Raw genomic sequence first — 22,478 nt, 5'->3', positions numbered from 1 at the left:
CAAAAGGTATCCCATGGCCCGCAAAACCAAACTGATCCTCTGCCCCGTCAACCTGCGCCACGTAAAACTCGAATACAACGCCTATACCGAGGCCGTTGAAATGGCCCAACGGCGCGGCGCGAAACTGATCGTCGCCACCGTCGCGCCCGAGATCGAGCGCAACCTGAACATCTACGATTCCGACAAATACTGGACCGAGGAATTGAAGAAATTCATCGCCGCGCATCCCGCCGAAGGGGTCGAGGTGGAAACCGTCGTCCGCAAAGGCGCGACGCACCGCCAGATCGTCAAACTGGCCGATGAGCGCAATGTCGATGTGATCGTGATGGAATCGGCCAACCCCAAAGTGTCCGATTACCTGCTGGGCACCACCGCCAGCCATGTCGTCACCCATGCCGAATGCTCGGTCTACGTGGTGCGCAACTAGGCCAATGTCACACCTGACCGCCGGGCCGATTGGAAAACCGGCGGTCAGGTAATCCAGCCGATCCCGTCCCCGGTGCGCCCTTCGGGGGCGTATTCGCCGCTCACGAACCCGGCATAACCATCCGAATCGAGCCGCGCAAAGAATGCGGGGTAATCTATCTCTCCGCCTGCCGGTTCGTGCCGCCCCGGATACCCCGCCACCTGCACATGTGCCGCCCGGTGGCCATGCGCGGCCCATGTGCCCATCACGTCGCCGGTGATGCGATGCGCATGGTAGGCGTCGAATTGCAGCGCGAGATTGGGCGCGCCCACGGTGTCCAGCACCTCGGCGGCCAGATCGAAATCGTCCAGGAAATAGCCCGGCATGTCATGGGTGTTGATCGGCTCGATGGTCAAGGGCTGTTCGGGCGCGGTGGCGGCGGCCCAGGCGAGGTTGCGGATGAAGGTATCGCGCGCTTCCAGCCCCCCGGCGACACCGGCCATCACATGGATATGCCGCGCCCCCAGTACCTGCGCATAGCGCAGCGCACGGCGGAAATCGTGGCGAAACCGCTCCTCGCCGCCGGGAATCGCGGCAAAGCCCCTGTCGCCCCCCGTCCAGTTGGGCGGCGGCGTGTTGATCAGGATCAGAGGCAGGCCCGCCCGGTCCAGCGCCTGCCGGATCAGATGCCCCGGCTCGTCATAGGGAAACAGGATCTCCACCCCCGCAAACCCCGCATCCCGCGCCGCCGCCGGGCGCTCCAGCACCGGAAGTTCGCGAAACAGCATCGACAGGTTGGCGGCAAAACGGGGCATCGCGGTCAGGTCTCCGGCAAGTCGTCTTCGGGGATCACCGGAAAGAATTCGCCGCCCGACCACAGCCCGAACCAGCCGTCCCGCCGCGCGCCCAACTCGATCAGGCGATAGAAACTCTTGCGGTCGATCAGCGCCTCCAGCCCTGCGCGGATCATCACATAGGGCGAAGGTTCGCCGGTTTCGCCATCGCGCTCCACCCGGATCGGGTTTTCCGCCCCGGCCACCACGCGATCCCCCACATTGGTCTCGAAAATCAGCTCCTGCGCGGGGCCGTCGCCCTCGGCCTCGACATCCACGGCGACAAACGGCGCGTCCTCGACGGTGATTCCCACCTTTTCCACCGGCGTGACCAGGAAAAACCTGTCGCTCTCGCGCTTGAGGATGGTGGAAAACAGCCGGACCAGCTCGGGCCGGTTGATGGGCGAGCCCTCGTGAAACCACGTTCCGTCCCGCGCGATGCGAATGTCCAGATCGCCCATGAACGGCGGATTCCACCGGTCCACCGGCGGCAATCCCTTGCCCTGAGCCGCCCGTGCCGAGGCGGCAAGGCTCTCTGTTGACAGGGTCGTGATCCGGTCTTTGCTCATTGCTTTTGCCATTTCATCTGTGCGCGATACACTCTTAGATGAACGATATAGCCTGACAGGGAGTTTTGCCATGACCGATGACGCCGATCTGCTGGCCGGGATCGAAGCGCTCGAAGACAAGCTGGCGCAGGCGCGCGCCTCGATCACCCGCCGCTTCATCGGGCAGGAACGTGTGGTCGACCTTTCGCTTTCGGCGCTGCTCAGCGGCGGGCACGGGCTTCTGATCGGCCTGCCGGGGCTGGGCAAGACGCGGCTGGTCGAAACCCTGTCCACGGTGATGGGTCTCAACGCCAACCGGGTGCAGTTCACCCCCGATCTGATGCCCGCCGACATCCTCGGCTCCGAGGTGCTGGAAACCGGCGCCGACGGCACACGCACGTTCAAGTTCATCCCCGGCCCGATCTTCTGCCAGCTTCTGATGGCCGACGAAATCAACCGCGCCAGCCCGCGCACCCAGTCGGCGCTGTTGCAGGCCATGCAGGAACGTCAGGTCACCGTCGCCGGGCAGGACCGCCCGCTCGATCCGCCGTTCCACGTTCTGGCCACGCAGAACCCCATCGAACAGGAAGGCACCTATCCCTTGCCCGAGGCTCAGCTCGACCGTTTCCTCGTGCAGATCGACGTGCCCTATCCAGACCGCGACACCGAGCGTGACATCCTCCTCGCCACCACCGGCGCCGAAGAGGCGAGTTCGCATCAGGTATTCACCCCCGCCGAACTGATCGCCGCCCAAACCCTGCTGCGCCGGATGCCGGTGGGCGAATCGGTGGTCGAATGCATCCTCGACCTGGTCCGCGCCTGCCGCCCCGAAGACGACAGCGCCTCCGAGGCCGTGCGCCGGGACGTGGCCTGGGGGCCGGGGCCGCGCGCCGCGCAGGCCCTGATGCTGACCGTTCGCGCCCGCGCCATGTTGCAGGGCCGCCTCGCCCCCGATACCGACGATGTCGCCGCCATGGCGCAGCCGGTTCTGGTCCACCGCATGGCGCTGAACTTCGCCGCGCGGGCACGGGGCGAAAGCCTCGACGGCCTGATCGCCGACACCGTCGCACAGGTCACCCGGATCGAGGCCGCAGCGTGACCCGATCCGCCCATCTTCGCGCCCGGTCCGAGGCCGAGGCAGCCGCTCTGCCCCCGCTCATGGCGCGGGCCGAGCATCTGGCCGGTACCGTCCTCCTGGGCGAACATGGCCGGCGGCGTTCGGGGATGGGCGACGATTTCTGGCAATACCGCCCGGTCATGGCGGGCGATGCGCTGCGCGATATCGACTGGCGGCGCTCGGGCAAATCCGACGCGCAGTTCGTGCGGCAACGCGAATGGCAGATCGCCCAAAGCGTGATGATCTGGGCCGATGACGCGGCCTCGATGCGCTTTGCCTCCAATGATGACCTGCCCGAGAAATCCGACCGCGCCCGCCTGCTGGCGCTGGCGGTCGCGATCCTGCTGAACCGCGCGGGCGAGCGTGTGGGCCTGACCGGCCATACCCTGCCGCCCCGTCGCGGCGGCGCCCAGATCGCGCGGCTGGCCGAGGCGCTCACGCAGGACGGCGACGAGGAATACGGCACGCCCGATCTGCGCGGGTTGCTGCCGCATGGCCGCGCGCTGTTCCTGTCGGATTTCATGGGCGAGATCGACGGCGTCAGCGCCGCCCTGACCAAGGCCGCCGACCGCGGTGTTCAGGGCGTCCTGCTGCATATCCTCGACCCTGCGGAAGAGGCCTTTCCCTATCGCGGGCGCACCATTTTCGAAAGCGTCGGCGGAACGTTCTCGCATGAAACGCTCAAGGCGTCCGATCTGCGCACCCGCTATCTGGATCGCCTCGCCGCCCGCAAGGACGAGCTGCAAACGCTGTGCCTCGCCACCGGCTGGCAATACGGGCTGCACCACACCTCGGACAGCGCGCAATCGGCCCTGTTGTGGCTCTATCGCGCCTTTGACGGGGGGCGCGCCTGATGCTGGGGCCCGTCGCCTTTACCGCGCCATGGCTGTTGCTGGCGCTGGCCGCGCTGCCGATCCTGTGGATCTTGCTGCGCGCCGTGCCGCCCGCGCCGATCCGCCGCCGCTTTCCCGGCGTGGCGCTCCTTCTGGGGCTCAAGGACGACGATACCGTGACCGACCGAACGCCGTGGTGGCTGCTCCTGCTGCGGATGCTGGCCGTGGCCGCCGTGATCGTCGGGCTGGCCGGTCCGGTGCTCAATCCGCGCGCTCAGGGCGAACAGGCGCAGACCGGCCCGCTCCTGATCGTGCTGGACGCCAGTTGGGCCAGCGCCCGCGACTGGCCCGCGCAATCGGCGCTGCTCGACGACATGCTGGCCGAGGCCGGGCGCAACGCGCGCCCCGTCGCCATCCTGCGCCTGACCGATCCACAGCCCGCCGCCTTCCGCGCCGCCGAGAACTGGCGCAGCCGCTTGTCGGGGCTGGTGCCGCAGGCATGGCCCGCCACCCCCGCGATGATGGAGCGCGCCCTCGCCGCGCTGCCCGAGGGCGATTTCGAAACCCGCTGGATGTCCGACGGGCTGGCCCGCGAGACACGCGCAGCCCTGCTGGCCGAACTCGAAACGCGCGGCCCCGTCACCGTCTACGAAAGCCCGGCCCCGATCCTCGCCCTTGCCCCGGCTGAAATCGAGGACAACGCCGTCAGGCTGACCGCACAGCGCGCCCGCACGGGCGCGGCGCGCGACATCACGGTCGAGGCGCATGGCCGCGATCCGCAGGGCCTGCCGCGCCTTCTGGCCACGCTCCCGCTGCGCTTCGATACGGATGCCACCACCGCCACCGGCGACCTGTCCCTGCCGGCCGAGTTGCGCGCCCGCCTCACGCGATTCGAAATCACCGGTCAGAACACCGCCGGGGCCGTCACCCTGACCGACGACAGCCTCAAGCGGCGCGAGGTCGCCCTGATCGCGGGCCGCGAAAACCGCGAAGGGCTGGAACTGCTCTCGCCGCTGCATTACCTCGAACAGGCGCTCATCCCTTCCGCCAACCTGCTGGACGGCGCGCTGATGGATGTTCTGCCAGCCAATCCCGATGTCATCGTTCTGGCCGATGTGGCCACCTTGTCCACCGCCGAACAGGACGCGCTTCTGGACTGGATGGATCAGGGCGGGCTGCTCCTGCGCTTTGCCGGGGCGCGCCTTGCCGCCTCGGACGTGTCGCGCTCGGATGAATCGCCGCTCCTGCCGGTGCGCCTGCGCGCCGGGGGCCGTACCGTCGGCGGCGCGATGAGCTGGGGAGAGCCGAAAACCCTCGCCCCGTTCGACGATGGCAGCCCCTTCGCGGGCCTGCCTGTGCCCGATGACGTCACCGTTTCGGCGCAGGTCATGGCGCAACCCGATCCCACGCTGGCCGACCGTGTGATCGCACAACTGACCGACGGAACGCCGCTGGTCACGCGCAAACGCGTCGGGGCGGGGCAGGTGGTGCTGTTCCATGTCACCGCCAATGCCGAATGGTCCACCCTGCCGCTGTCGGGCCTGTTCGTGCAGATGCTCGAACGCCTCGCCGTGTCCTCCGCCGTGGCTCTGCCCGACATGGCCGAGCTGCAAGGCACCACATGGCAGCCCACCCAGGTGCTCGACGGCTTCGGCAAGCTGCGCGATGCCGAAACCCTGCCGGGCATCGCCGGGGAACGGCTGATAACCGATGCGCTCGGCCCCGACCTGCAACCGGGGCTCTACGATGGGCCGGACCGCCGCTTTGCCCTCAACGTGATGCGCGCCGAAACCACGCTGGCCCCCGCCACATGGCCCGCCCGCGTGCCCGTCAGGGGGTTGGCCCGCGCGCCGGAAACCCCGCTTGGCGGCTGGCTTCTGGCGCTGTCGATGCTGCTTTTGATGGGCGATATCATCGCCTCGCTGGCATTGTCCGGGCGGCTCTGGCCCGCCCGCGCCGCCGCGCTGATCCTTGCCGCACTGATCCTGCCCGTGCCGGACACCGCTCAGGCGCAACAGGATATCGACAAGGAACTCGCCGCCGCTTCCGAAGTCGTCCTTGCCCATGTGCTCACCGGCGACCCCCGGCTTGACGACACCGCCCGCGCCGGGCTGTCGGGGCTCAGCGAAACCCTGTTTTTCCGCACCTCCGTCGAACCCGCCGCGCCCATCGGCGTCGATCTGGAAACCGACAATCTGGCGTTTTACCCGCTGCTCTACTGGCCCGTCACCCCGGATCAGCCGATCCCCTCGCACGAGGCCTATGCAAGGCTCAACGCCTACCTGCGGACCGGCGGCATGATCCTGTTCGACACCCGCGACGCCAACGTGGCGGGCTTCGGCGCGTCCTCGCCCAACGGGCAGATGCTGCAACGGCTGGCGCGTCCGCTGGACATCCCGCCGCTCGAACCCATCCCCGAGGATCACGTCCTGACGCGCACCTTCTACCTGTTGCAGGATTTTCCGGGCCGCCACTCCGGCCGCCCCGTCTGGGTCGAGGCCGCCCCGCCCGACGCCGAACAGGTCGAGGGCATGCCCTTCCGCAACCTCAACGACAACGTGACGCCGGTGGTCATCGGCGGCAACGACTGGGCCGCCGCCTGGGCGATGGACGACCGCGGCAACGCGCTGTTTCCCGTGGGGCGCGGCTATGCCGGGGAACGCCAGCGTGAAATGGCGTTCCGCTTCGGGGTGAACCTCGTGATGCACGTGCTGACCGGCAATTACAAATCCGACCAGGTGCACGTGCCCGCGCTTCTCGACAGGTTGGGCCAATGACCGGATCGGTGCTGTTCGACCCCCTCCTGCCGTGGCCGCTGATCGCGGCGCTCGGCGTGGCCCTGGCCGCCGGGATCGCCCTTGCGCTGTGGCGCGGGCTGTCGGGCTGGCCGCTCCGGGCGCTGGCCGGTCTGGCGATCCTCGCCGCGCTGTCCGGCCCGGTCTATCAGGTCGAGAACCGCGAACCGCTCAGCGATATCGTCCTGCTGCTCGAAGACCGCAGCGCCAGCCAGCAACTGGCCGACCGCGCCGCCACCACCTCACAGGCCGCCGAAGACCTCGCCGCACACCTCACCGCCCGCCCCAATACCGAGGTCCGGCGCATCCCCATTCCCGACGGGGCCGACAATAGCGGCACACAGGCCATGACCGCCCTCGCCGAAGCCCTGGCCGAGGAACCGCGCGGGCGCATCGCCGGCGCGATCCTGCTCTCCGATGGCCGCATCCACGACACCGACCGCGCCCCCGACCTGCCCGCGCCGCTGCACCTGTTGCACACCGGCCGCGAGACCGACTGGGACCGCCGCCTGACCATCACCAACGCCCCGGCCTTCGCCATCCTGGGCGAAGAGGTCACCATGACCCTGACCGTCACCGATGACGGTGCCGCCCCCGAAGGCGTGACCACCGTGCCGCTCGACATTTCCATCGACGGCGAAGAGCCGCGCCGCTTCAACGTCCCCCTGGGCCGCGATATCGACCTGCCCCTGACCCTGCCGCATGGCGGGCGCAACGTGCTGCAATTCACCACGCCCGAAGCGCCGGGCGAACTGACCGACCGCAACAACACCGCGCTCGTGCAGATCAACGGCGTGCGTGACCGCCTGTCGGTGCTGCTGGTTTCCGGCGAGCCGCACGCCGGCGGGCGCACATGGCGCAACCTTCTGAAATCCGACAGTTCGGTCGACCTGGTGCATTTCACCATCCTGCGCCCCCCGGCCAAGCAGGACGGCGTGCCCGTGCGGGAACTGTCGCTCATCGCCTTTCCCACGCGCGAGCTGTTCCTCGAAAAGATCGACGATTTCGACCTGATCATTTTCGACCGCTACAAGCGGCGCGGCATCCTGCCCTCGCTCTATCTCGACAACGTGCGCGCCTATGTCGAACAGGGCGGCGCGGTTCTGTTCGCCGCCGGGCCGGATTTCGCCAGCGCCGACAGTCTCTATCGCACGCCGATCCAGTCCATCGTGCCCGCGCGCCCCACCGCCCGCGTGATCGAACAGCGTTACCGCCCCGCCGTCACCGATCTGGGCCAGCGCCACCCGGTGACGGCCGGGCTCGAACGCGAATTCGACGGTGAATGGGGCCGCTGGATGCGCCAGATCGACGTCGAACAAACCTCGGGCGACATGGTGATGACCGGGCAGGACGACCGCCCGCTTCTGGTGCTGGACCGCGTCGGCGAAGGGCGTGTCGCGCTTCTGGCCTCCGATCACGCGTGGCTGTGGAATCGCGGCTACGAAGGCGGCGGCCCGCAACTGGAACTGCTGCGCCGCCTCGCCCACTGGATGATGAAGGAACCCGAACTCGAGGAAGAGGCCCTCTGGGCCGAGGCCACGGGCCAGAAAATGCGCATCATCCGCCGGTCTCTGTCCGATACCGTGGGGCCGGTGATCATCACCACCCCGTCGGGCGATACGGTCGAGCGCGATCTGGACGAGGTCAGCCCCGGCAGGTTCGAAACCCTTTTCGACGGCCCCGAAATCGGGCTCTACCGGCTGGAAAACGGCGATCAGACCGCCGTGATCGGCCTTGGCCCCGCCGCCCCGGTCGAGTTCGAACACACCATCGCCAGCGCCACACCCCTGCACCCCATGCTCGAACGCACCGGTGGCGGCGCCATGGCGCTCGAGGACGGTCTGCCCCGCATCCGCGACGTGCGCGCGGGCCGCCCCGCCTCGGGGCGCGGCTGGATCGGTCTGACCCCGCGCAACGCGTTCGAAACCCTGTCCGTCACCCAAACCCCGCTGCTGCCGGTCTGGGCCGTGCTGGCCCTGATCGCCGCGCTGACGGTCGGCGGCTGGCTGCGCGAAGGGCGGCGATAGCCCGCGCCACGGGTTGCAGGGCGCGCGCCGCTCCGGTCACAGCTCTTTCGTCGAAACGGTTTCCTGTTTCCGGGTGTCCTCCCAACGCGCCACCAGCGCCGCGCCCAGCCCCGCAAACCCGTCCTCCAGCGGGGTGCAATCCACCATGCGATCCACCCGGAAATGCCGCAGGTCGCGGCGCAATTCGCACCACCCGACCAGCATCGCGGTATCGACATAATAGATCAGAACCAGCGGCCAGACGGTGCGCGCGGTGCGCTCTTCCCTGGCGTCCTCGTAGGTCAGCCTGATCTTGCGCTCGTCGCGGATCAACTGGCGCAGGGCCGATAGATCGATCGCGGGCGTGGCCTCGACGCCCCAGCTCGACGCCACGAGCCGCCGTGTTCCGGGCGAGGTTTCGCTCAGCTTGCGCGAGGCGCGCCGCGCCGCCCGCCACAACCCCGGATCGCCGGTGCGCGCCACCATGCTCAGCCCCACGGCGACGGCGTCCGCTTCGTCAATGTCGAAATTGATTGGCGGCAGATCGTAGCCCTTGCGCATCACGTATCCGATTCCGGCCTCGCCAAGGATCGGGGTCTGCATGGCCTGCAATGTGGCGATGTCGCGATAGATCGTGCGCCGGGATACTTCCAGTTCCTCAGCCATTTCGCGGGCCAGAAGCGGGCGTTTGGCCCGCCTCAGAAGCTGGATGATCTCGAAGAACCTGTCGCTCTTGCTCATGGCGCACCCGTCGGTTTCCTGTGCGCCTATCAGATCACTGCTGACACATATATGGCAACAGGGATCGGATATCCCGGTCTCCGGCAAACCACACCGGAGTCCCGCCATGACCCTTTCCCGACCGGCATCACCAACATCCCCGGCCCGCAGCGCGGGCGTTGTCCTCGTGACCGTTTCCGCCATCGTGTTCAGCACCGCAGGCATCTTCACCAACGGCGTGGCGACCGGGGCCTGGGGCATCATCTTCTGGCGCGGACTGGCCGCTGCCGCCTTCACGCTGATCTACCTCGCCGTTCGGGGGCGCCTTGTCACGGAAATCCGGGCGTTCGGCAGGCCCGCCTGTCTCGTCGCCGTCCTGATGGCTGCCGGGACCGCCGCGTTCATTCCCGCATTCAAGCTCAGCAGCGTCGCGAATGTCGCCCTGATCTATGCCGCCGCGCCGTTCATGGCGGCCGGATTGTCCTGGCTTCTGATCAAAGAGGCCCCGACCCGCACCGTCGTCATTGCAAGCGCCACCGCCTTCATCGGCGTTCTGGTGATCGTATCCGGGTCTCTGGGCCGGGCGAGTCTTGCCGGCGATGCCCTCGCCCTTGTCATGACATGCATGATGGCCGGAACGATGGTGGTGTACCGCGCGTATCCCGACACCACCGCGGCACTGCCCGCCGCCTTGTCGTCCGTGCTGTTGCTGCCGGTCGCCGCGATGTTCGGCCAGCCCTTCGGCACCGCCCTTGACGAGCTTCCGATTCTGGTGGGGTTCGGTCTGGTGTTCGCCGTGGCCTCCGTCACGCTGTCCGAAGGCGCAAGGCGGCTGCCCTCGGCTGAAACGGCGCTGTTGTCCACGCTCGAAGTGCCCCTTGCACCGGTGCTGGCATGGGTGATCCTGTCCGAAAGCCCCTCACCGCGCGCCCTTTGCGGTGGCGCGTTGATCGTTTTCGCTGTCGTCTGGTCGCAAACCCGCAAAATTCAGTCTCCACTTTCAGGCAAGGCACCCGTCGCGGGGCCGCCGCGAAATGGCCTGTAGGGTGTCACGGCGTCAGCCGGATTGATCTCCGCCCCCCGCCTCGCGGTTTTGGCCGCGTCGCGGGGGGCTGACCGCGATGACAGAGGGCCCGTTCGCGCGGTCATGATCGGCCTGAGACACCTGCCGTCACCTTGCGCGGAAAAGGTTGCGAAACGGTTACTGCCGGGCGGAAAAGCCGGATTGCGTACGCAAAGTTTCGGAACCGGCCCGATTTTCGTACAAAACCCGTGTACGCTTTGTACGAAACGTACGAAACTCCGGCCGGCTGTTGGCCTGTGGCGATGCGGTGGGAAGGACTTGCCAGAATCTTAAATTGGTTATATTTTGTTACCAATAGGAGGGTCAGATATGGAAATGCCACGCCCCAACCCGGATATTCTGGCCCGCAAACCCCAGCTGCTTGCGCGCCTGTCCGGCGTCTTGCCGTCCGATGCCCTGATCTCCGACCCCGCCGAAACCCGCGCCTATGAATGCGACGCCCTGACCGCCTACAAATGCCCGCCTCTCGCCGCCGTTTTGCCGTCCTCGACGCAACAGGTGTCGGACGTGCTGCGCATCTGTCACGAGATGGGTGTGCCGGTGGTGCCGCGCGGCTCGGGCACGTCACTGGCCGGTGGGGCCCTGCCGACCGAAGACAGTGTGATCCTCGGGGTGGCGCGGCTGAACCAAGTGCTTGAAACAGATTACGAAAATCGCTTCATCCGCGTGCAATCGGGGCGCACAAACCTGTCGGTGACCGGCGCGGTCGAGGCCGATGGATTCTTCTACGCACCCGACCCCTCCAGTCAGTTGGCCTGCGCGATAGCGGGCAATGTGGCGATGAATTCCGGCGGGGCGCATTGCCTGAAATACGGGGTGACCACCAACAATCTGATGGGGGTCACCATGGTGCTGATGGACGGCACCGTGATCGAACTTGGCGGCGCGCATCTGGATGCCGCCGGGTACGATCTTCTGGGCCTTGTCTGCGGTTCCGAAGGGCAACTCGGCGTCGTGATCGAAGCCACCCTGCGCATTCTGCACAAACCCGAGGGCGCCCGCCCCGTCCTGATGGGATTCGACAGCAACGAAGTGGCCGGCCAATGCGTATCCGACATCATCAAGGCCGGTGTCCTGCCCGTGGCGATCGAATTCATGGACCGCCCCTGTATCCGCGCCTGCGAGGCCTTTGCCAGGGCAGGCTATCCCGATTGCGAGGCGCTGCTGATCGTCGAGGTCGAGGGATCGGATGCGGAAATCGACGAACAGCTTGAAACCATTATGGAAATCGCCCACAGCCACAACCCGGTCGAACTGCGCCAGAGCACCTCGGCAGAGGAAAGCGCGCGTATCTGGCTGGGGCGCAAATCGGCCTTCGGGGCGATGGGGCAGATCAACGATTACATGTGCCTCGATGGGACGATCCCGGTGACCGAACTGCCCTATGTGCTGCGGCGCATTGGCGAGATGTCCGGGGAATTCGGGCTGGATGTGGCCAACGTGTTCCACGCGGGCGATGGCAATATGCACCCGTTGATCCTGTTCGATGCCAACAAACCCGGCGATCTGGAACGGTGTGAGGCGCTCGGGGCGGAAATCCTGAAGCTCTGCGTCGAAGTCGGCGGCTGCCTGACGGGCGAACACGGCGTGGGCATCGAAAAACGTGACCTGATGACGGATCAATACGCCCCCGAAGACCTTGAGATCCAGATGGCGGTAAAGGATGTGTTCGATCCGAAATGGTTGCTCAACCCGGCCAAGGTCTTCCCCCTGGCCGCAAGCGAGGCGCACAGGATCGCCGCCGAATAGGGGGCGCTGCCTCCGTCGCCCGGTGGGCGACTCCCCCGGAGTATTTTGAGAAAGATGAAAATGCTGATCCCCCAGACCGAGGCCGAACTGGCCGCCATCGTGGCCGAAGCCGAGGGGCCGTTTCATGTTCAGGGCGGGGGAACGCGCCCGATTGGCGGGCCGGTGGCGGGCATGCCGCTCAGCACCTCTGGCCTGTCGGGAATCGCGCTTTACGAACCCGGCGCGCTGACGCTGGTGGCCGGGGCGGGCACTCCGCTGGCCGAGATCGAACAGGTGTTGGCCGCCGAAGGTCAGCGGCTGGCGTTTGAGCCGATGGATCACCGTGGTTTGTTGGGAACAGAGGGGGTGCCGACCATTGGCGGTGTGTTCGCTGCCAATGTCTCGGGGCCACGGCGGATTCAGGCCGGCGCGGCACGGGATTTCCTGTTGGGTGTGCGCTTTGTCGACGGGCGCGGGCAGGTGGTGCGCAATGGCGGACGGGTGATGAAGAATGTCACCGGCTACGATCTGGTCAAGCTGATGGCGGGCAGTTACGGAACCCTTGGCGTGCTGACCGAAGTGGCGCTGAAGGTCCTGCCCGATACCGCCACGGCGGCCACGCTCACGCTGACCGGACTGGACGATGGGACCGCGATCAGGGTCATGGCGCGCGCGCTCGGTTCGCCGTTCGAGGTGACGGGTGTAGCGCACCGGCCTGACGGGCCGGAGGGTGTGCCGCTGACATTGTTGCGGCTGGAAGGCACGGAGCGCTCGGTTGCCTATCGGGCTGCCGAGATGGCCAGATTGTTGGCCGCGTTCGGGGAGGTGCAGATTGATCATGACACGGCGCGGACAAGGCAAACCTGGCAAGGCATCCGGGATGTAAAGCCTTTCCATGGGGTTTCTGGCGATGTCTGGCGGCTGTCGGTCAAACCGTCGGATGCGGCGGGTGTGGTGGCCGGAATTTCCAGCGCCCGGGCGTTGTATGACTGGGCCGGGGGGCTGATCTGGGTGCTGGTGCCGGAGGGGACGGCAGCCGGGGATGTGCGCGCGGCGCTGTCCGGGGTCGGCGGGCATGCAACGCTGATCCGTGGGGGCGAGCGCGATGCGGCGTTCCATCCGCTCGATCCGACGATCGAGGCCCTGCAATGCGGCCTGCGCCAACGGTTTGACCCGCGCGGTCTGTTCAACTTCGGCCTGATGGGGGTGGCGGCTTGATGGTGGCGGCGATCTTGCCCCGGTCCGGGCGTTATACGGCACAAGCGATGAGCGATTAGATGAAGACCGAGTTTACACCAGAGCAGTTGACCGACCCGGCGATCCAACGCTCGAACGAGATTTTGCGCGCCTGTGTGCATTGCGGGTTCTGCACCGCGACCTGTCCGACCTATCAGGTTTTGGGTGACGAACTGGACAGTCCCCGGGGTCGCATCTACCTGATCAAGGACATGCTGGAAAACGACCGGGTGCCCGATGCGAAGACCGTCAGGCATATCGACCGCTGCCTGTCCTGCCTGGCCTGCATGACGACCTGCCCGTCGGGGGTGCATTACATGCATCTTGTCGATCATGCGCGTGAGTATATCGAACAGCGCTACAAGCGCCCGTTGGGTGAGCGCGCCTTGCGCTGGACCCTGTCTAAAATCCTGCCTTATCCGGGGCGTTTCCGGCTGGCCTTGCTGGGGGCCAAAATCGGCCGCCCACTGGCACGGTTCATGCCCGATCCGCGGCTCAGGGTGATGCTGGACATGGCCCCGAAACAGGTGCCCCCGGTCAGCCGCAATGACGATCCGCAGACATTCCCGGCGCGCGGAGAACACAGGATGCGCGTGGCGCTGATGACCGGCTGCGCGCAAAGGGCACTCAATACCGATATCAACGACGCCACGATCCGCCTGCTGACCCGGCTGGGCTGTGAGGTGGTCGTGGCCCGTGGCGCGGGCTGTTGCGGGGCGCTGACGCATCACATGGGCAAGACGGATGAAAGCCACCGCGCGGCGGCCCGCAATATACGTGCGTGGCATTCCGAGATGCAAAACGGTGGGTTGGATGCCATCGTGATCAATACCAGCGGTTGCGGCACGACGGTCAAGGATTATGGCCATATGTTCCGCAACGATGCCCTGGCCAAACAGGCCGCTGCGGTGTCGGGCATCGCCATGGATGTCAGCGAGGTGCTGATGAAGCTCGACCTTCCCGAGGGCGAGGTCAGGGATCTGACCGTGGCGTATCACGCCGCCTGTTCGCTTCAGCATGGCCAGCAGATCAAGACCTATCCCAAGGACTTGCTGAAACGCGCGGGCTTTGCCGTGGTCGAACCTGCCGACAGCCATCTGTGCTGCGGCAGTGCGGGTACCTATAACCTGATGCAACCCGAGATTTCAGGCCAGCTCAAGGCGCGCAAGCTGCGCACGCTGGAGGCCGGAAACCCCGATGTCATCGCGGCGGGCAATATCGGCTGCATGATGCAGATCGGATCGGGAACGGACACGCCCGTGGTGCATACTGTCGAGTTACTGGATTGGGCCACAGGCGGACCCCGACCTCCTGCGATGCGTCCCGGCCACAACACCGGTTCGCAAGTTCCAAACCTGCGCAATGCGCCCTAATTTGGCCCTAAACCCCTGCTAGCCCGCATTAAAACCGTTGGAGGGCCCATGCTGAAATATTTGCTGCTGTCATTTGTCATGGGCCTGGCCGGTATGGCCGCCGCCGAAGACAGCCGCCTCCAGCGTCTGGATACCGGGGACGAGGGCCGCGCATGGGAGGCCGTGGGCCGTCTCGATCTGGCAGGTCGCGGATTCTGCACCGGTGCGCTGATCGCCCCCGATCTGGTGCTGACCGCCGCGCATTGTCTGTTCGATCGCGAGACCGGCGCGCGTCTGGACTATGAAAAGATCGAATTTCTGGCCGGGTGGCGCAATGGCCGCGCTTCGGCCTATCGGTGGGTACGCCGCGCGGTGATTCATCCCGACTATGCGTTCGACCGTAAGGAACCCGCCGAGCGCGTGCGCAACGATCTGGCGCTGCTGGAACTGCACCACCCGGTGCGGAATACCCGCGTTGTCCCGTTCAAGACCGATCACCAGCCGCGCAAGGGCCAGCAGATCGGTGTGGTCAGCTATGCGCGCGGACGGGCCGATGCGCCCTCGCTTCAGGAAATGTGCGATGTCGTGACGCGGCGTCAGGGCGTGCTGATCATGTCCTGCGAGGTCGATTTCGGGGCTTCTGGCGCGCCGATTTTCACGTTCGAGGCGGGCGTGCCCCGTGTCGTTTCCGTGGTGTCGGCGATGGCGGAGATGGACGGGCGCAAGGTCTCGCTCGGCACCCAGTTGGAAGGCCCGCTGCAAGACCTGATGGCCGCCTATGAAAGCGGTGCGGGCGAAGACGGCGCGCGGCGCATGTTCTCGACCGGGGCGAGCCGCCCGGAAAGCGCCAAATTCGCCCGTCCCTGAGACCGCCAAAGCGGTCTTGAAATCCCGAACGACGCTTCCCAAATCTGCAGAGTCCCGGTGCCGCACAGGCGGGCCGGGCGTCAACCGCCTGTCCCCATGGGAAGGCAATACATCAGGTATCGCTCAACGGAGGATGACCAATGCGTAACTTTGATCTCGCGCCCCTGTACCGGGCCACTGTCGGGTTCGACCAGATCGCGGACATGATGGACCGTGTCCTGTCCAGCGACATGGGACAGCCCACTTATCCCCCTTACAATATCGAAAAGACCGCCGATGACGCCTATCGGATTTCAATCGCCGTTGCCGGTTTCGCCGACAGCGATTTGTCGGTCGAGGTGAAAGACGGTGCTTTGATCGTGTCGGCCCGCAAGGCCGAGGACGACAGCGACCGTACTTTCCTGCATCGCGGCATCGCCACCCGTGCTTTTGAACGCAAGTTTCAACTGGCCGATCACGTCAAGGTGACGGGCGCCAGCCATGCCGACGGCATGCTGCATATCGACCTTGTGCGCGAAGTGCCCGAGGCGCTGAAGCCCCGCCGGATCGAAATCGCCAGCGGCGACGTGATCGAGAAAGACGTTGTCGAGGGTACGGCCGTCAACTAACGGTTCGGCCTCTCTGAAAGAGACGTGCCCGGCCAGTCGAACTGGCCGGGCTTTTGTTTGTCGTGATCCATGGTATCCAAAACCGTACCCGGCGTGAATACCGCCTGACCCGTCAGGGCCGACGCCCGGTCAGCAGGGGCGCGTCCTCTGACCCGCCGATCAACACCAATGCGCCGGTGTCGTCGATATCGAACCGCCGTACCTGTTGCAGCGCGTCGAGGACCCGCTGCTCCTGTTTCATCAACGCTTCGGGGCAGGCCATCATCGTGGCTCCCATCTGACCAAGGTTCAGCCCCTCACCGGTCAACTCATACCCGCCCATGAACCGATTGCAGCCGGTACTGCCCGACACCCGTTCGTTTCTGTCGAACAGGATTGTGATGTTGGACGCATCGATGATTCCCTGCCCCGCCACGTCTTCGATCCGCCATTCACGCCCTGTCAGCAGGCTGGCCGGGTCGCCGCCGCATCCATGCAGGCTGCGCTCGTCCAGGTCCAGCGTGGCGCGATGCGGATGCGGCATGCCGGTAGCGTCGTCGTGGCACATCCGGTCTTCAATCGTCAGCCGAGTGCGGATATCGGGCATGTCAAAGACATACGCGCCGGGCATCACCTGCACGTCGGGCCGTTGGGCGCTGCGGGTCAATTCGCCATAATCCGCCACCACGTCGATTTCGGTCTTGCCGATACTCACGTACCACCCAGGTTCGTTCCCGCCTGCACGATAGGCAGCGGCATCGTCACTGATCCGGGTGCATTCGGGCATCTCCTCGCCCGCAACGGTCAACATGGCCATGTCGCCCTTGGACCAGAATTCGGTGCTCTCGTCCCCTTTGCTGACATACCGCGCGCCTGAAGCCGAGATCGCAGGGACCATCTCAAAATCCTGCCCGCTCACTCGCAATATGGCGCGGTCGTCCGCCACGCCGAACTGCACCTCGGTTCCGTCGCAATCGAAGCGGGTCGCAAAGGCCAGCGGCGTGAACCGCTCCAGCCGCAGATCGCCCAGATCGACGGGGGTATTACCTGCGCCAAAGGGGATGTCCTGCACGATCCACCACGGTTGATCTTTCATGCGGATGACCGCGCTGACCTCACCCGACAGGCCCTTGGGCACGGTCAGTTCGAACGGTAGCGGCACCTGCTGCCCGGTGGTTTCAAACCGGGCAAGGTCCAGCTCGGTGCCGAATGCGCCTTGCGCGGACACCGTTACCTTGGCTCCCGGCGGCAAGGCGATCTTTTGCAGATAGATCAACTGCCCGGTGATCTGGCGCGTATCTTCCTGCGCAAGCGCAGCGGATGTCACGCCCAGGGTCAGGGCGGCGGACAGGGCAAGGCGAAACATGGATAACCTCCGGGACCAGATTGTTCGGTTCACATATTGGTATCCCGTCAGTGAAATCGAAATATGCCGTCGCGTCACCCATAAAAAAACCGCGCGCCCTGTTAACGGGACGCGCGGCTGTGTGGAATACCGACGCGATACCGACGTGTTACAGACGCGATACCGAGCCGGGTTTTACCTTGTTAACCATGGGCTTGCGCCCGATTCGGTCTCAGACGCTCATGCAGATGTATTTCATCTCCAGGAATTCATCGATTCCGTGATGGCTCCCTTCGCGGCCAAGACCCGATTGCTTGACCCCGCCAAACGGTGCGACCTCGGTCGAGATGATCCCGGTGTTCACGCCGACGATCCCGTATTCCAGTGCCTCGGCCACCTTGTAGACCCGGCTGAGATCCTTGGCATAGAAATAGCTGGCCAGACCGAAGATCGTGTCATTGGCCATGGCGATCACATCATCCACATCCTCGAACTTGAACAGCGGAGCGAGCGGGCCAAAGGTTTCGTCGGTGGCGAACTGCATGTCCTGCGTCGCGCCGGTCACGATGGTCGGTGGCAGGAAATACCCCGGCCCCTGTACGGGTTCACCGCCACCCAGGATCACCTTGGCCCCCTTGGCGGTGGCGTCGGCCACATGTTCCTGAACCTTTTCAATGGCATCCGGGTTGATGAGCGGGCCAAGTGCAACACCTTCCTCCAGACCGTCGCCCATCTTCAGCTTGCTCACCGCGTCCTTCAGCTTTTCGGCGAAGGCGTCATAGACACCGGCCTGCACATAGATGCGATTGGCACAGACACAGGTCTGGCCGTTGTTGCGGAACTTGCACATGATCGCGCCTTCCACGGCGGCGTCCAGATCGGCGTCGTCGAACACGATGAAAGGCGCGTTGCCGCCCAGTTCCATCGAGCATTTCATCACGCTGTCGGCGGCCTGACGCAGCAGGATGCGGCCAACTTCGGTCGAACCGGTGAAGGTCAGCTTGCGCACAACGGGGTTTTCGCAGAATTCCTTGCCGATCTCGCTGGCGCGTGACGAGGTCACGATGCTGAACACCCCCTTCGGGATGCCTGCGCGCTCGGCCAGAACGCCCAGAACCGTGGCTGACAGCGGCGTTTCCGCCGCCGGACGCCCGACAAAGGCACAACCCGCCGCCAGGGCCGGCGCGGCCTTGCGGGTGATCATGGCATTCGGGAAGTTCCACGGCGTGATCGACGCGGCGACACCGATGGGTTGCTTGATCACGGTGATCCGTTTGTCCCGTTGGTGGCCGGGAATGGTTTCACCGTAAATGCGCTTGGCCTCTTCGGCGAAAAACTCAACGAAACTGGCGCCATAGGCGATTTCGCCCTTGGCTTCGGCCAGCGGTTTGCCTTGCTCGGCGGTTAGGATGGTGCCCAGATCGTCCTGGTTTTCCATCATCAGGTCGAACCACTTGCGCAGCACGGCGGCGCGTTCCTTGCCTGTCCAGCTGGCCCACTCCTTTTGCGCGGCTTCGGCCTCGGCAATGGCCTTGGCTACCTGTGCGCGGCTCAGGTCGGCGACGTTGGCGATCACGTCGCCCCGTGCGGGGTTGGTCACCTCGTAGGTGCCGTTGTCGCCATCCACCCACTCACCAGCCAGATAGGATTGCTCGGCCAGAAGGCTGGGGTCCTTCAGCAATGATTTCAGATCGGTTTTGGTCATGGCGTTTTCCTTTCTCGGACGTTTCGGATTGGTCTCGCAAAGGCAAAGCATCTTGCGCTACGCTTGTCCAGATAAACAGGCAGGAAGTTACCATGGAACTGGATGATGCTTATGCGAATGCGGCCCATATTCCGGGGGCCGAGGGGTATCCGCCCCGGTGGACGCAACAGGCCGCCGCCTTTCGTGAAACGCTGAGCACTGTCGGACGCGCCAGCCTGGCGATCCCTTATGGCGACAGCCCGTGCCAAAAGCTCGACTTGTTTCTTCCCGAAGGTGTCCCCAACGGCGTGTGTGTCTTTGTTCACGGGGGGTATTGGTTGCGGTTTGACAACTCGTACTGGTCGCATCTGGCCGCCGGTCCCTTGGCGCGGGGATGGGCCGTGGCCATGCCGTCCTATGATCTGTGTCCCGACGTGACGATTGCCGGGATCACGCTACAGATTGCCCGCGCTGTTACCGTGGTTGCCGAACAGGTGGCAGGCCCCGTTGCGCTGAGTGGCCATTCCGCGGGCGGGCATCTGGTGGCGCGAATGGCTGTGCCCGGCGTGTTGCCGCCCGAGGTAGCACCGCGCCTGCGCAGTATCGTGCCGATCTCGCCCATGGCCGACCTGCGCCCGATGCTCAAGACCTCGATGAATGCGCAGTTCGGCCTGGATCTGACCGCCGCCGAGGCCGAGAGCCCGGTTCTCATGCGTCCCATGGACGTGCCTGTCACCGTTTGGGTCGGGGCGGATGAGCGCCCCGCATTTCTGGATCAGGCGCGGTGGTTGGCCGAGGCCTGGGGCTGTGGCCATGTCGTGGCCGAAGGCAGGCACCATTTCGATGTGGTCGACGCGCTGGCCAGCCCCGATAGTGCGATGGTTGCCGCCTTGGTGGACTGATCTTCGTTGTTCGCCCAATACTCAACCTACTACACCCGAAGCGAGTGCAGAGTTCGAGTATATTCGAAACAGTGAAATCATGCGTGGCGTTCGGTCCAGCAAGGCAAGGTATCTCCATCGACCGGCGTGGCCAGATATACCGCGCGGGCGATGGCGCGGGCCATGCAGGTTGCCGCCGCATGACCAAGATAGAGCGTATCGGCTATCTGATCCTCAAGCGGTCGGGCCCCCGTTGCCGCGGCAAAGATCAGGTCGCCATCCATCGGGGTGTGCGATGGTACAAGGGCACGGGCGAACCCGTCATGCGCGGCCGTCGCCAGACGTGTGCATTGCGGTTTCGTCAGTGCGGCGTCGGTGGCCACAATGCCGATGGTGGTGTTGGCGTGTTGCGACAGCTTGGTTTGCGGGATACGTGAAGCCGGATAGCTTTGCGCGGGCCCAAATCCCCCGAACTCATCCCCGATTTCGAACGGCGCGGCCCAGAAATGCGGGCTGTCGCCAACCGTGGCCGAGCCAAGCGCGTTGACCACGACCAATGCCCCCACCGTATGGCCTGACGGTAGCATGATCGAGGCAGACCCAAGCCCGCCTTTCAGATTGGCGGTGGTGGCCCCGGTTCCCGCACCAACAGAGCCAAGGGCGAAATCCGGGCTGGCGTCGTCGAGGGCTTCCTTGCCCAATCGTTTGTAAGGGTTGGTTTGCCAATCCTTCGCCCCGCCATTCAGAAGGTCGAAAATGATTGCACCGGGTACGATGGGTACCCGCTGATCCCCCACCGCGAAACCGCGTCCCGCAGAACGCAGTGCATCTGCCGCGCCCGAGGCCGCATCCAGGCCAAAGGCCGATCCGCCCGACAATACCAGCGCGTCCACTTGCCCGACCGTTTTGTCCGGCGCCAGCAGGTCGGTTTCGCGCGTGCCCGGGGCACCGCCCATCACGTGGATCCCAGCCGTAAAGGGGGTATCCCCCACAAGAGCGGTTACACCTGTCTTGACGATGTCATCCTGTGCATGTCCGACCAACAGGCCGGGTACGTCTGTGATCAGGTTTTTTGGTCCCGGTCGGGCTGTCATCGCGTGAAATCCCTTGAATGTGTCGCAAACCATCTTGCCAGATCGCGCAGGATCGGCAAGGAAAGGGATGGCTGGGGCGATGGCGTCGCCTCATGGGAGCCGAAATCCAAAAGTCCTGAACGCCGGGGCCTTTCTTTGATAGGAGGGTCGTTATGACTGAACGTCCTGAAATGTACCGTTTTCACAATGGCGAACAGGCTGTGTTGCCATTTGCCGAAGCCGAATACGAAGCGCGTCTGAAATGGCTGCGAGAGATCATGGAAGATGCCGGTGCGCAGGCGGTTGTCTTCACCTCGATGCATAACATCGCCTACTATAGCGGGTTCCTGTATTGCGCTTTTGGTCGCCCCTACGCCTTGGTCGTGACAGACACGGACAGCGTAACGATCAGCGCAGGTATCGACGCGGGTCAGCCTTGGCGGCGATGCCATGGCGATAACATCACCTATACCGACTGGCAGCGCGACAATTACTGGCGGGCCATTCGGTCGGTTACGGGCGAAGGCAAGGTCATCGGCTACGAGGGCGATCACCTGACGTTGCAGGGCCGCGACAAGATGGAAGATTTCCTGATACCCCTGACCATGGTCGATCTGGCCCCAGCCACGATGCGGCAGCGGATGTGGAAATCTCCGGCCGAAATCGCCCTGATCCGCGAAGGGACGCGGGTGGCCGATGTGGGTGGCTATGCGATCCGCGATGCGGTCAAGGTGGGCGCGCGGGAAATCGACATTGCCATGGCGGGCCGGGACGCGATGGAACTGGAAATCGCCAAATCCTTTCCCGATGCCGAATATCGAGATACCTGGGTCTGGTTCCAGTCGGGGTTGAATACTGACGGCGCGCATAACCCGGTTACATCGCGACAGGTGCAGCACGGGGATATCCTGAGCCTCAACACCTTTCCGATGATCTCGGGTTATTATACCGCACTGGAGAGAACCATGTTTGCGGGTGAGGTTGATGATGCCTCGCTGAAAATATGGGAGGCGAATGTGGCCGCCCATGAATACGGTATGTCTCTGCTCAAACCGAATGTCAGCTGTGCCGAGGTCACGCAGGCGATCAACGCGTTCTTCGAGGAACGCGATCTGCTGCAATATCGCACCTTCGGCTATGGGCATTCTTTCGGTTTGCTCAGCCATTACTATGGCCGAGAGGCCGGGCTGGAACTGCGCGAAGATATCGACACGGTTTTGCAACCTGGAATGGTCATCAGCATGGAACCGATGCTGACCCTGCCGCAGGGTATGCCGGGCGCGGGCGGATATCGGGAACATGATATTCTCGTCATTACTGAGGACGGCAACGAGAACATCACAGGCTATCCCTATGGACCCGGGTTCAATGTCGTCGGATGAG

Annotated in this window: 19 protein-coding genes; 13 read left to right on the top strand and 6 right to left on the bottom strand. The window is 64.9% G+C overall.

Features of this window, described 5'->3' with window-relative positions; genetic code table 11:
* Positions 1 to 13: 13 nt before the first annotated feature.
* On the top strand, positions 14 to 427 hold the full coding sequence (locus BUB53_RS08590; RefSeq protein WP_073034290.1) for a universal stress protein: 414 nt from the start codon (positions 14 to 16) through the stop codon (positions 425 to 427).
* A 44-nt stretch (positions 428 to 471) separates the two neighbouring features.
* On the opposite strand, the gene BUB53_RS08585 is transcribed toward BUB53_RS08590, so the two are convergent.
* Both BUB53_RS08585 and BUB53_RS08580 read right to left on the bottom strand, forming a co-directional pair.
* A complete protein-coding gene (locus BUB53_RS08585) occupies positions 472 to 1,221 on the bottom strand; it encodes a hydroxypyruvate isomerase family protein (RefSeq protein ID WP_073034289.1) in 750 nt (249 codons plus the stop codon).
* A 5-nt stretch (positions 1,222 to 1,226) separates the two neighbouring features.
* Positions 1,227 to 1,808 carry a DUF1285 domain-containing protein gene (locus tag BUB53_RS08580; protein ID WP_073034288.1) on the bottom strand — a complete coding sequence of 194 codons (582 nt, stop codon included), beginning with the start codon at positions 1,806 to 1,808 and terminating at the stop codon, positions 1,227 to 1,229.
* Between the two features lie 70 nt (positions 1,809 to 1,878).
* On the opposite strand from BUB53_RS08580, the gene BUB53_RS08575 reads away from it, so the two are divergent.
* From BUB53_RS08575 to BUB53_RS08560, 4 genes are read left to right on the top strand one after another with little or no spacing between them, the layout of a single operon-like run.
* Positions 1,879 to 2,886 (top strand): AAA family ATPase, encoded by a 1,008-nt coding sequence (locus tag BUB53_RS08575; protein ID WP_073034287.1) that lies wholly within the window; start codon positions 1,879 to 1,881, stop codon positions 2,884 to 2,886.
* The gene (locus tag BUB53_RS08570; protein WP_073034286.1) at positions 2,883 to 3,758 is read left to right on the top strand and encodes a DUF58 domain-containing protein; all 876 of its coding nucleotides are present in this window, start codon (positions 2,883 to 2,885) and stop codon (positions 3,756 to 3,758) included. The genes BUB53_RS08575 and BUB53_RS08570 overlap by 4 nt, the downstream gene beginning before the upstream one ends.
* Entirely contained in the window at positions 3,758 to 6,514 is a 2,757-nt protein-coding gene (locus tag BUB53_RS08565; RefSeq protein WP_073034285.1) for a DUF4159 domain-containing protein, read from the top strand. Before BUB53_RS08570 ends, BUB53_RS08565 begins: the two co-directional genes overlap by 1 nt.
* Entirely contained in the window at positions 6,511 to 8,559 is a 2,049-nt protein-coding gene (locus BUB53_RS08560; protein WP_073034284.1) for a hypothetical protein, read from the top strand. Before BUB53_RS08565 ends, BUB53_RS08560 begins: the two co-directional genes overlap by 4 nt.
* A 36-nt stretch (positions 8,560 to 8,595) precedes the next feature.
* Here BUB53_RS08560 and BUB53_RS08555 read toward each other — a convergent pair whose 3' ends face one another.
* Positions 8,596 to 9,279, bottom strand: coding sequence for a helix-turn-helix transcriptional regulator (locus BUB53_RS08555; RefSeq protein WP_073034283.1), 684 nt, complete (start codon positions 9,277 to 9,279; stop codon positions 8,596 to 8,598).
* Between the two features lie 106 nt (positions 9,280 to 9,385).
* Here BUB53_RS08555 and BUB53_RS08550 point away from each other — a divergent pair, with 106 nt between their 5' ends.
* From BUB53_RS08550 to BUB53_RS08525, 6 genes are all read left to right on the top strand, one after another.
* A complete protein-coding gene (locus BUB53_RS08550; protein ID WP_073034282.1) occupies positions 9,386 to 10,303 on the top strand; it encodes a DMT family transporter in 918 nt (305 codons plus the stop codon).
* 348 nt (positions 10,304 to 10,651) lie between these two features.
* Positions 10,652 to 12,091 carry an FAD-linked oxidase C-terminal domain-containing protein gene (locus BUB53_RS08545; RefSeq protein WP_073034281.1) on the top strand — a complete coding sequence of 480 codons (1,440 nt, stop codon included), beginning with the start codon at positions 10,652 to 10,654 and terminating at the stop codon, positions 12,089 to 12,091.
* Between the two features lie 63 nt (positions 12,092 to 12,154).
* On the top strand, positions 12,155 to 13,288 hold the full coding sequence (locus BUB53_RS08540) for an FAD-binding protein (RefSeq protein WP_073034362.1): 1,134 nt from the start codon (positions 12,155 to 12,157) through the stop codon (positions 13,286 to 13,288).
* Positions 13,289 to 13,347: 59 nt separating this feature from the next.
* Positions 13,348 to 14,679, top strand: coding sequence for a glycolate oxidase subunit GlcF (gene glcF, locus BUB53_RS08535; protein ID WP_073034280.1), 1,332 nt, complete (start codon positions 13,348 to 13,350; stop codon positions 14,677 to 14,679).
* A gap of 48 nt (positions 14,680 to 14,727) precedes the next feature.
* The gene (locus tag BUB53_RS08530; protein WP_073034279.1) at positions 14,728 to 15,525 is read left to right on the top strand and encodes a trypsin-like serine peptidase; all 798 of its coding nucleotides are present in this window, start codon (positions 14,728 to 14,730) and stop codon (positions 15,523 to 15,525) included.
* A gap of 140 nt (positions 15,526 to 15,665) precedes the next feature.
* The gene (locus BUB53_RS08525; RefSeq protein WP_073034278.1) at positions 15,666 to 16,133 is read left to right on the top strand and encodes an Hsp20 family protein; all 468 of its coding nucleotides are present in this window, start codon (positions 15,666 to 15,668) and stop codon (positions 16,131 to 16,133) included.
* A 112-nt stretch (positions 16,134 to 16,245) separates the two neighbouring features.
* On the opposite strand, the gene BUB53_RS08520 is transcribed toward BUB53_RS08525, so the two are convergent.
* Together BUB53_RS08520 and BUB53_RS08515 are read right to left on the bottom strand one after the other, a co-directional pair.
* Positions 16,246 to 17,478, bottom strand: a complete 1,233-nt coding sequence (locus tag BUB53_RS08520) for an META domain-containing protein (RefSeq protein ID WP_073034277.1) — start codon at positions 17,476 to 17,478, stop codon at positions 16,246 to 16,248.
* 211 nt (positions 17,479 to 17,689) lie between these two features.
* Positions 17,690 to 19,162: an NAD-dependent succinate-semialdehyde dehydrogenase gene (locus BUB53_RS08515; RefSeq protein ID WP_073034276.1), complete on the bottom strand. Its 1,473-nt coding sequence runs from the start codon at positions 19,160 to 19,162 to the stop codon at positions 17,690 to 17,692.
* Between the two features lie 92 nt (positions 19,163 to 19,254).
* On the opposite strand from BUB53_RS08515, the gene BUB53_RS08510 reads away from it, so the two are divergent.
* Positions 19,255 to 20,043, top strand: a complete 789-nt coding sequence (locus BUB53_RS08510; RefSeq protein WP_073034275.1) for an alpha/beta hydrolase — start codon at positions 19,255 to 19,257, stop codon at positions 20,041 to 20,043.
* 77 nt (positions 20,044 to 20,120) lie between these two features.
* Here BUB53_RS08510 and BUB53_RS08505 read toward each other — a convergent pair whose 3' ends face one another.
* The gene (locus BUB53_RS08505; RefSeq protein ID WP_073034361.1) at positions 20,121 to 21,116 is read right to left on the bottom strand and encodes a P1 family peptidase; all 996 of its coding nucleotides are present in this window, start codon (positions 21,114 to 21,116) and stop codon (positions 20,121 to 20,123) included.
* Positions 21,117 to 21,268: 152 nt separating this feature from the next.
* Here BUB53_RS08505 and BUB53_RS08500 point away from each other — a divergent pair, with 152 nt between their 5' ends.
* Complete coding sequence (locus BUB53_RS08500) at positions 21,269 to 22,477, top strand: aminopeptidase P family protein (protein ID WP_073034274.1); 1,209 nt, start codon at positions 21,269 to 21,271, stop codon at positions 22,475 to 22,477.
* Position 22,478 lies beyond the last annotated feature (1 nt).

This window comes from Roseovarius pacificus, from assembly GCF_900142665.1.
GTDB lineage: Bacteria > Pseudomonadota > Alphaproteobacteria > Rhodobacterales > Rhodobacteraceae > Roseovarius > Roseovarius pacificus.
Note: the sequence above shows the minus strand (reverse complement) of the source record. Positions and strands in the feature narration are given on the sequence as shown.

What these genes read in the sequence shown, in the direction of transcription:
- BUB53_RS08590 (WP_073034290.1), top strand. Translation starts at nt 14, where the DNA reads ATGGCCCGCAAAACCAAACTGATCCTCTGCCCCGTCAACCTGCGCCAC.
- BUB53_RS08585 (WP_073034289.1), bottom strand. Translation starts at nt 1,221, where the DNA reads ATGCCCCGTTTTGCCGCCAACCTGTCGATGCTGTTTCGCGAACTTCCG.
- BUB53_RS08580 (WP_073034288.1), bottom strand. Translation starts at nt 1,808, where the DNA reads ATGAGCAAAGACCGGATCACGACCCTGTCAACAGAGAGCCTTGCCGCC.
- BUB53_RS08575 (WP_073034287.1), top strand. Translation starts at nt 1,879, where the DNA reads ATGACCGATGACGCCGATCTGCTGGCCGGGATCGAAGCGCTCGAAGAC.
- BUB53_RS08565 (WP_073034285.1), top strand. Translation starts at nt 3,758, where the DNA reads ATGCTGGGGCCCGTCGCCTTTACCGCGCCATGGCTGTTGCTGGCGCTG.
- BUB53_RS08560 (WP_073034284.1), top strand. Translation starts at nt 6,511, where the DNA reads ATGACCGGATCGGTGCTGTTCGACCCCCTCCTGCCGTGGCCGCTGATC.
- BUB53_RS08555 (WP_073034283.1), bottom strand. Translation starts at nt 9,279, where the DNA reads ATGAGCAAGAGCGACAGGTTCTTCGAGATCATCCAGCTTCTGAGGCGG.
- BUB53_RS08550 (WP_073034282.1), top strand. Translation starts at nt 9,386, where the DNA reads ATGACCCTTTCCCGACCGGCATCACCAACATCCCCGGCCCGCAGCGCG.
- BUB53_RS08545 (WP_073034281.1), top strand. Translation starts at nt 10,652, where the DNA reads ATGGAAATGCCACGCCCCAACCCGGATATTCTGGCCCGCAAACCCCAG.
- glcF (WP_073034280.1), top strand. Translation starts at nt 13,348, where the DNA reads ATGAAGACCGAGTTTACACCAGAGCAGTTGACCGACCCGGCGATCCAA.
- BUB53_RS08530 (WP_073034279.1), top strand. Translation starts at nt 14,728, where the DNA reads ATGCTGAAATATTTGCTGCTGTCATTTGTCATGGGCCTGGCCGGTATG.
- BUB53_RS08525 (WP_073034278.1), top strand. Translation starts at nt 15,666, where the DNA reads ATGCGTAACTTTGATCTCGCGCCCCTGTACCGGGCCACTGTCGGGTTC.
- BUB53_RS08520 (WP_073034277.1), bottom strand. Translation starts at nt 17,478, where the DNA reads ATGTTTCGCCTTGCCCTGTCCGCCGCCCTGACCCTGGGCGTGACATCC.
- BUB53_RS08515 (WP_073034276.1), bottom strand. Translation starts at nt 19,162, where the DNA reads ATGACCAAAACCGATCTGAAATCATTGCTGAAGGACCCCAGCCTTCTG.
- BUB53_RS08510 (WP_073034275.1), top strand. Translation starts at nt 19,255, where the DNA reads ATGGAACTGGATGATGCTTATGCGAATGCGGCCCATATTCCGGGGGCC.
- BUB53_RS08505 (WP_073034361.1), bottom strand. Translation starts at nt 21,116, where the DNA reads ATGACAGCCCGACCGGGACCAAAAAACCTGATCACAGACGTACCCGGC.
- BUB53_RS08500 (WP_073034274.1), top strand. Translation starts at nt 21,269, where the DNA reads ATGACTGAACGTCCTGAAATGTACCGTTTTCACAATGGCGAACAGGCT.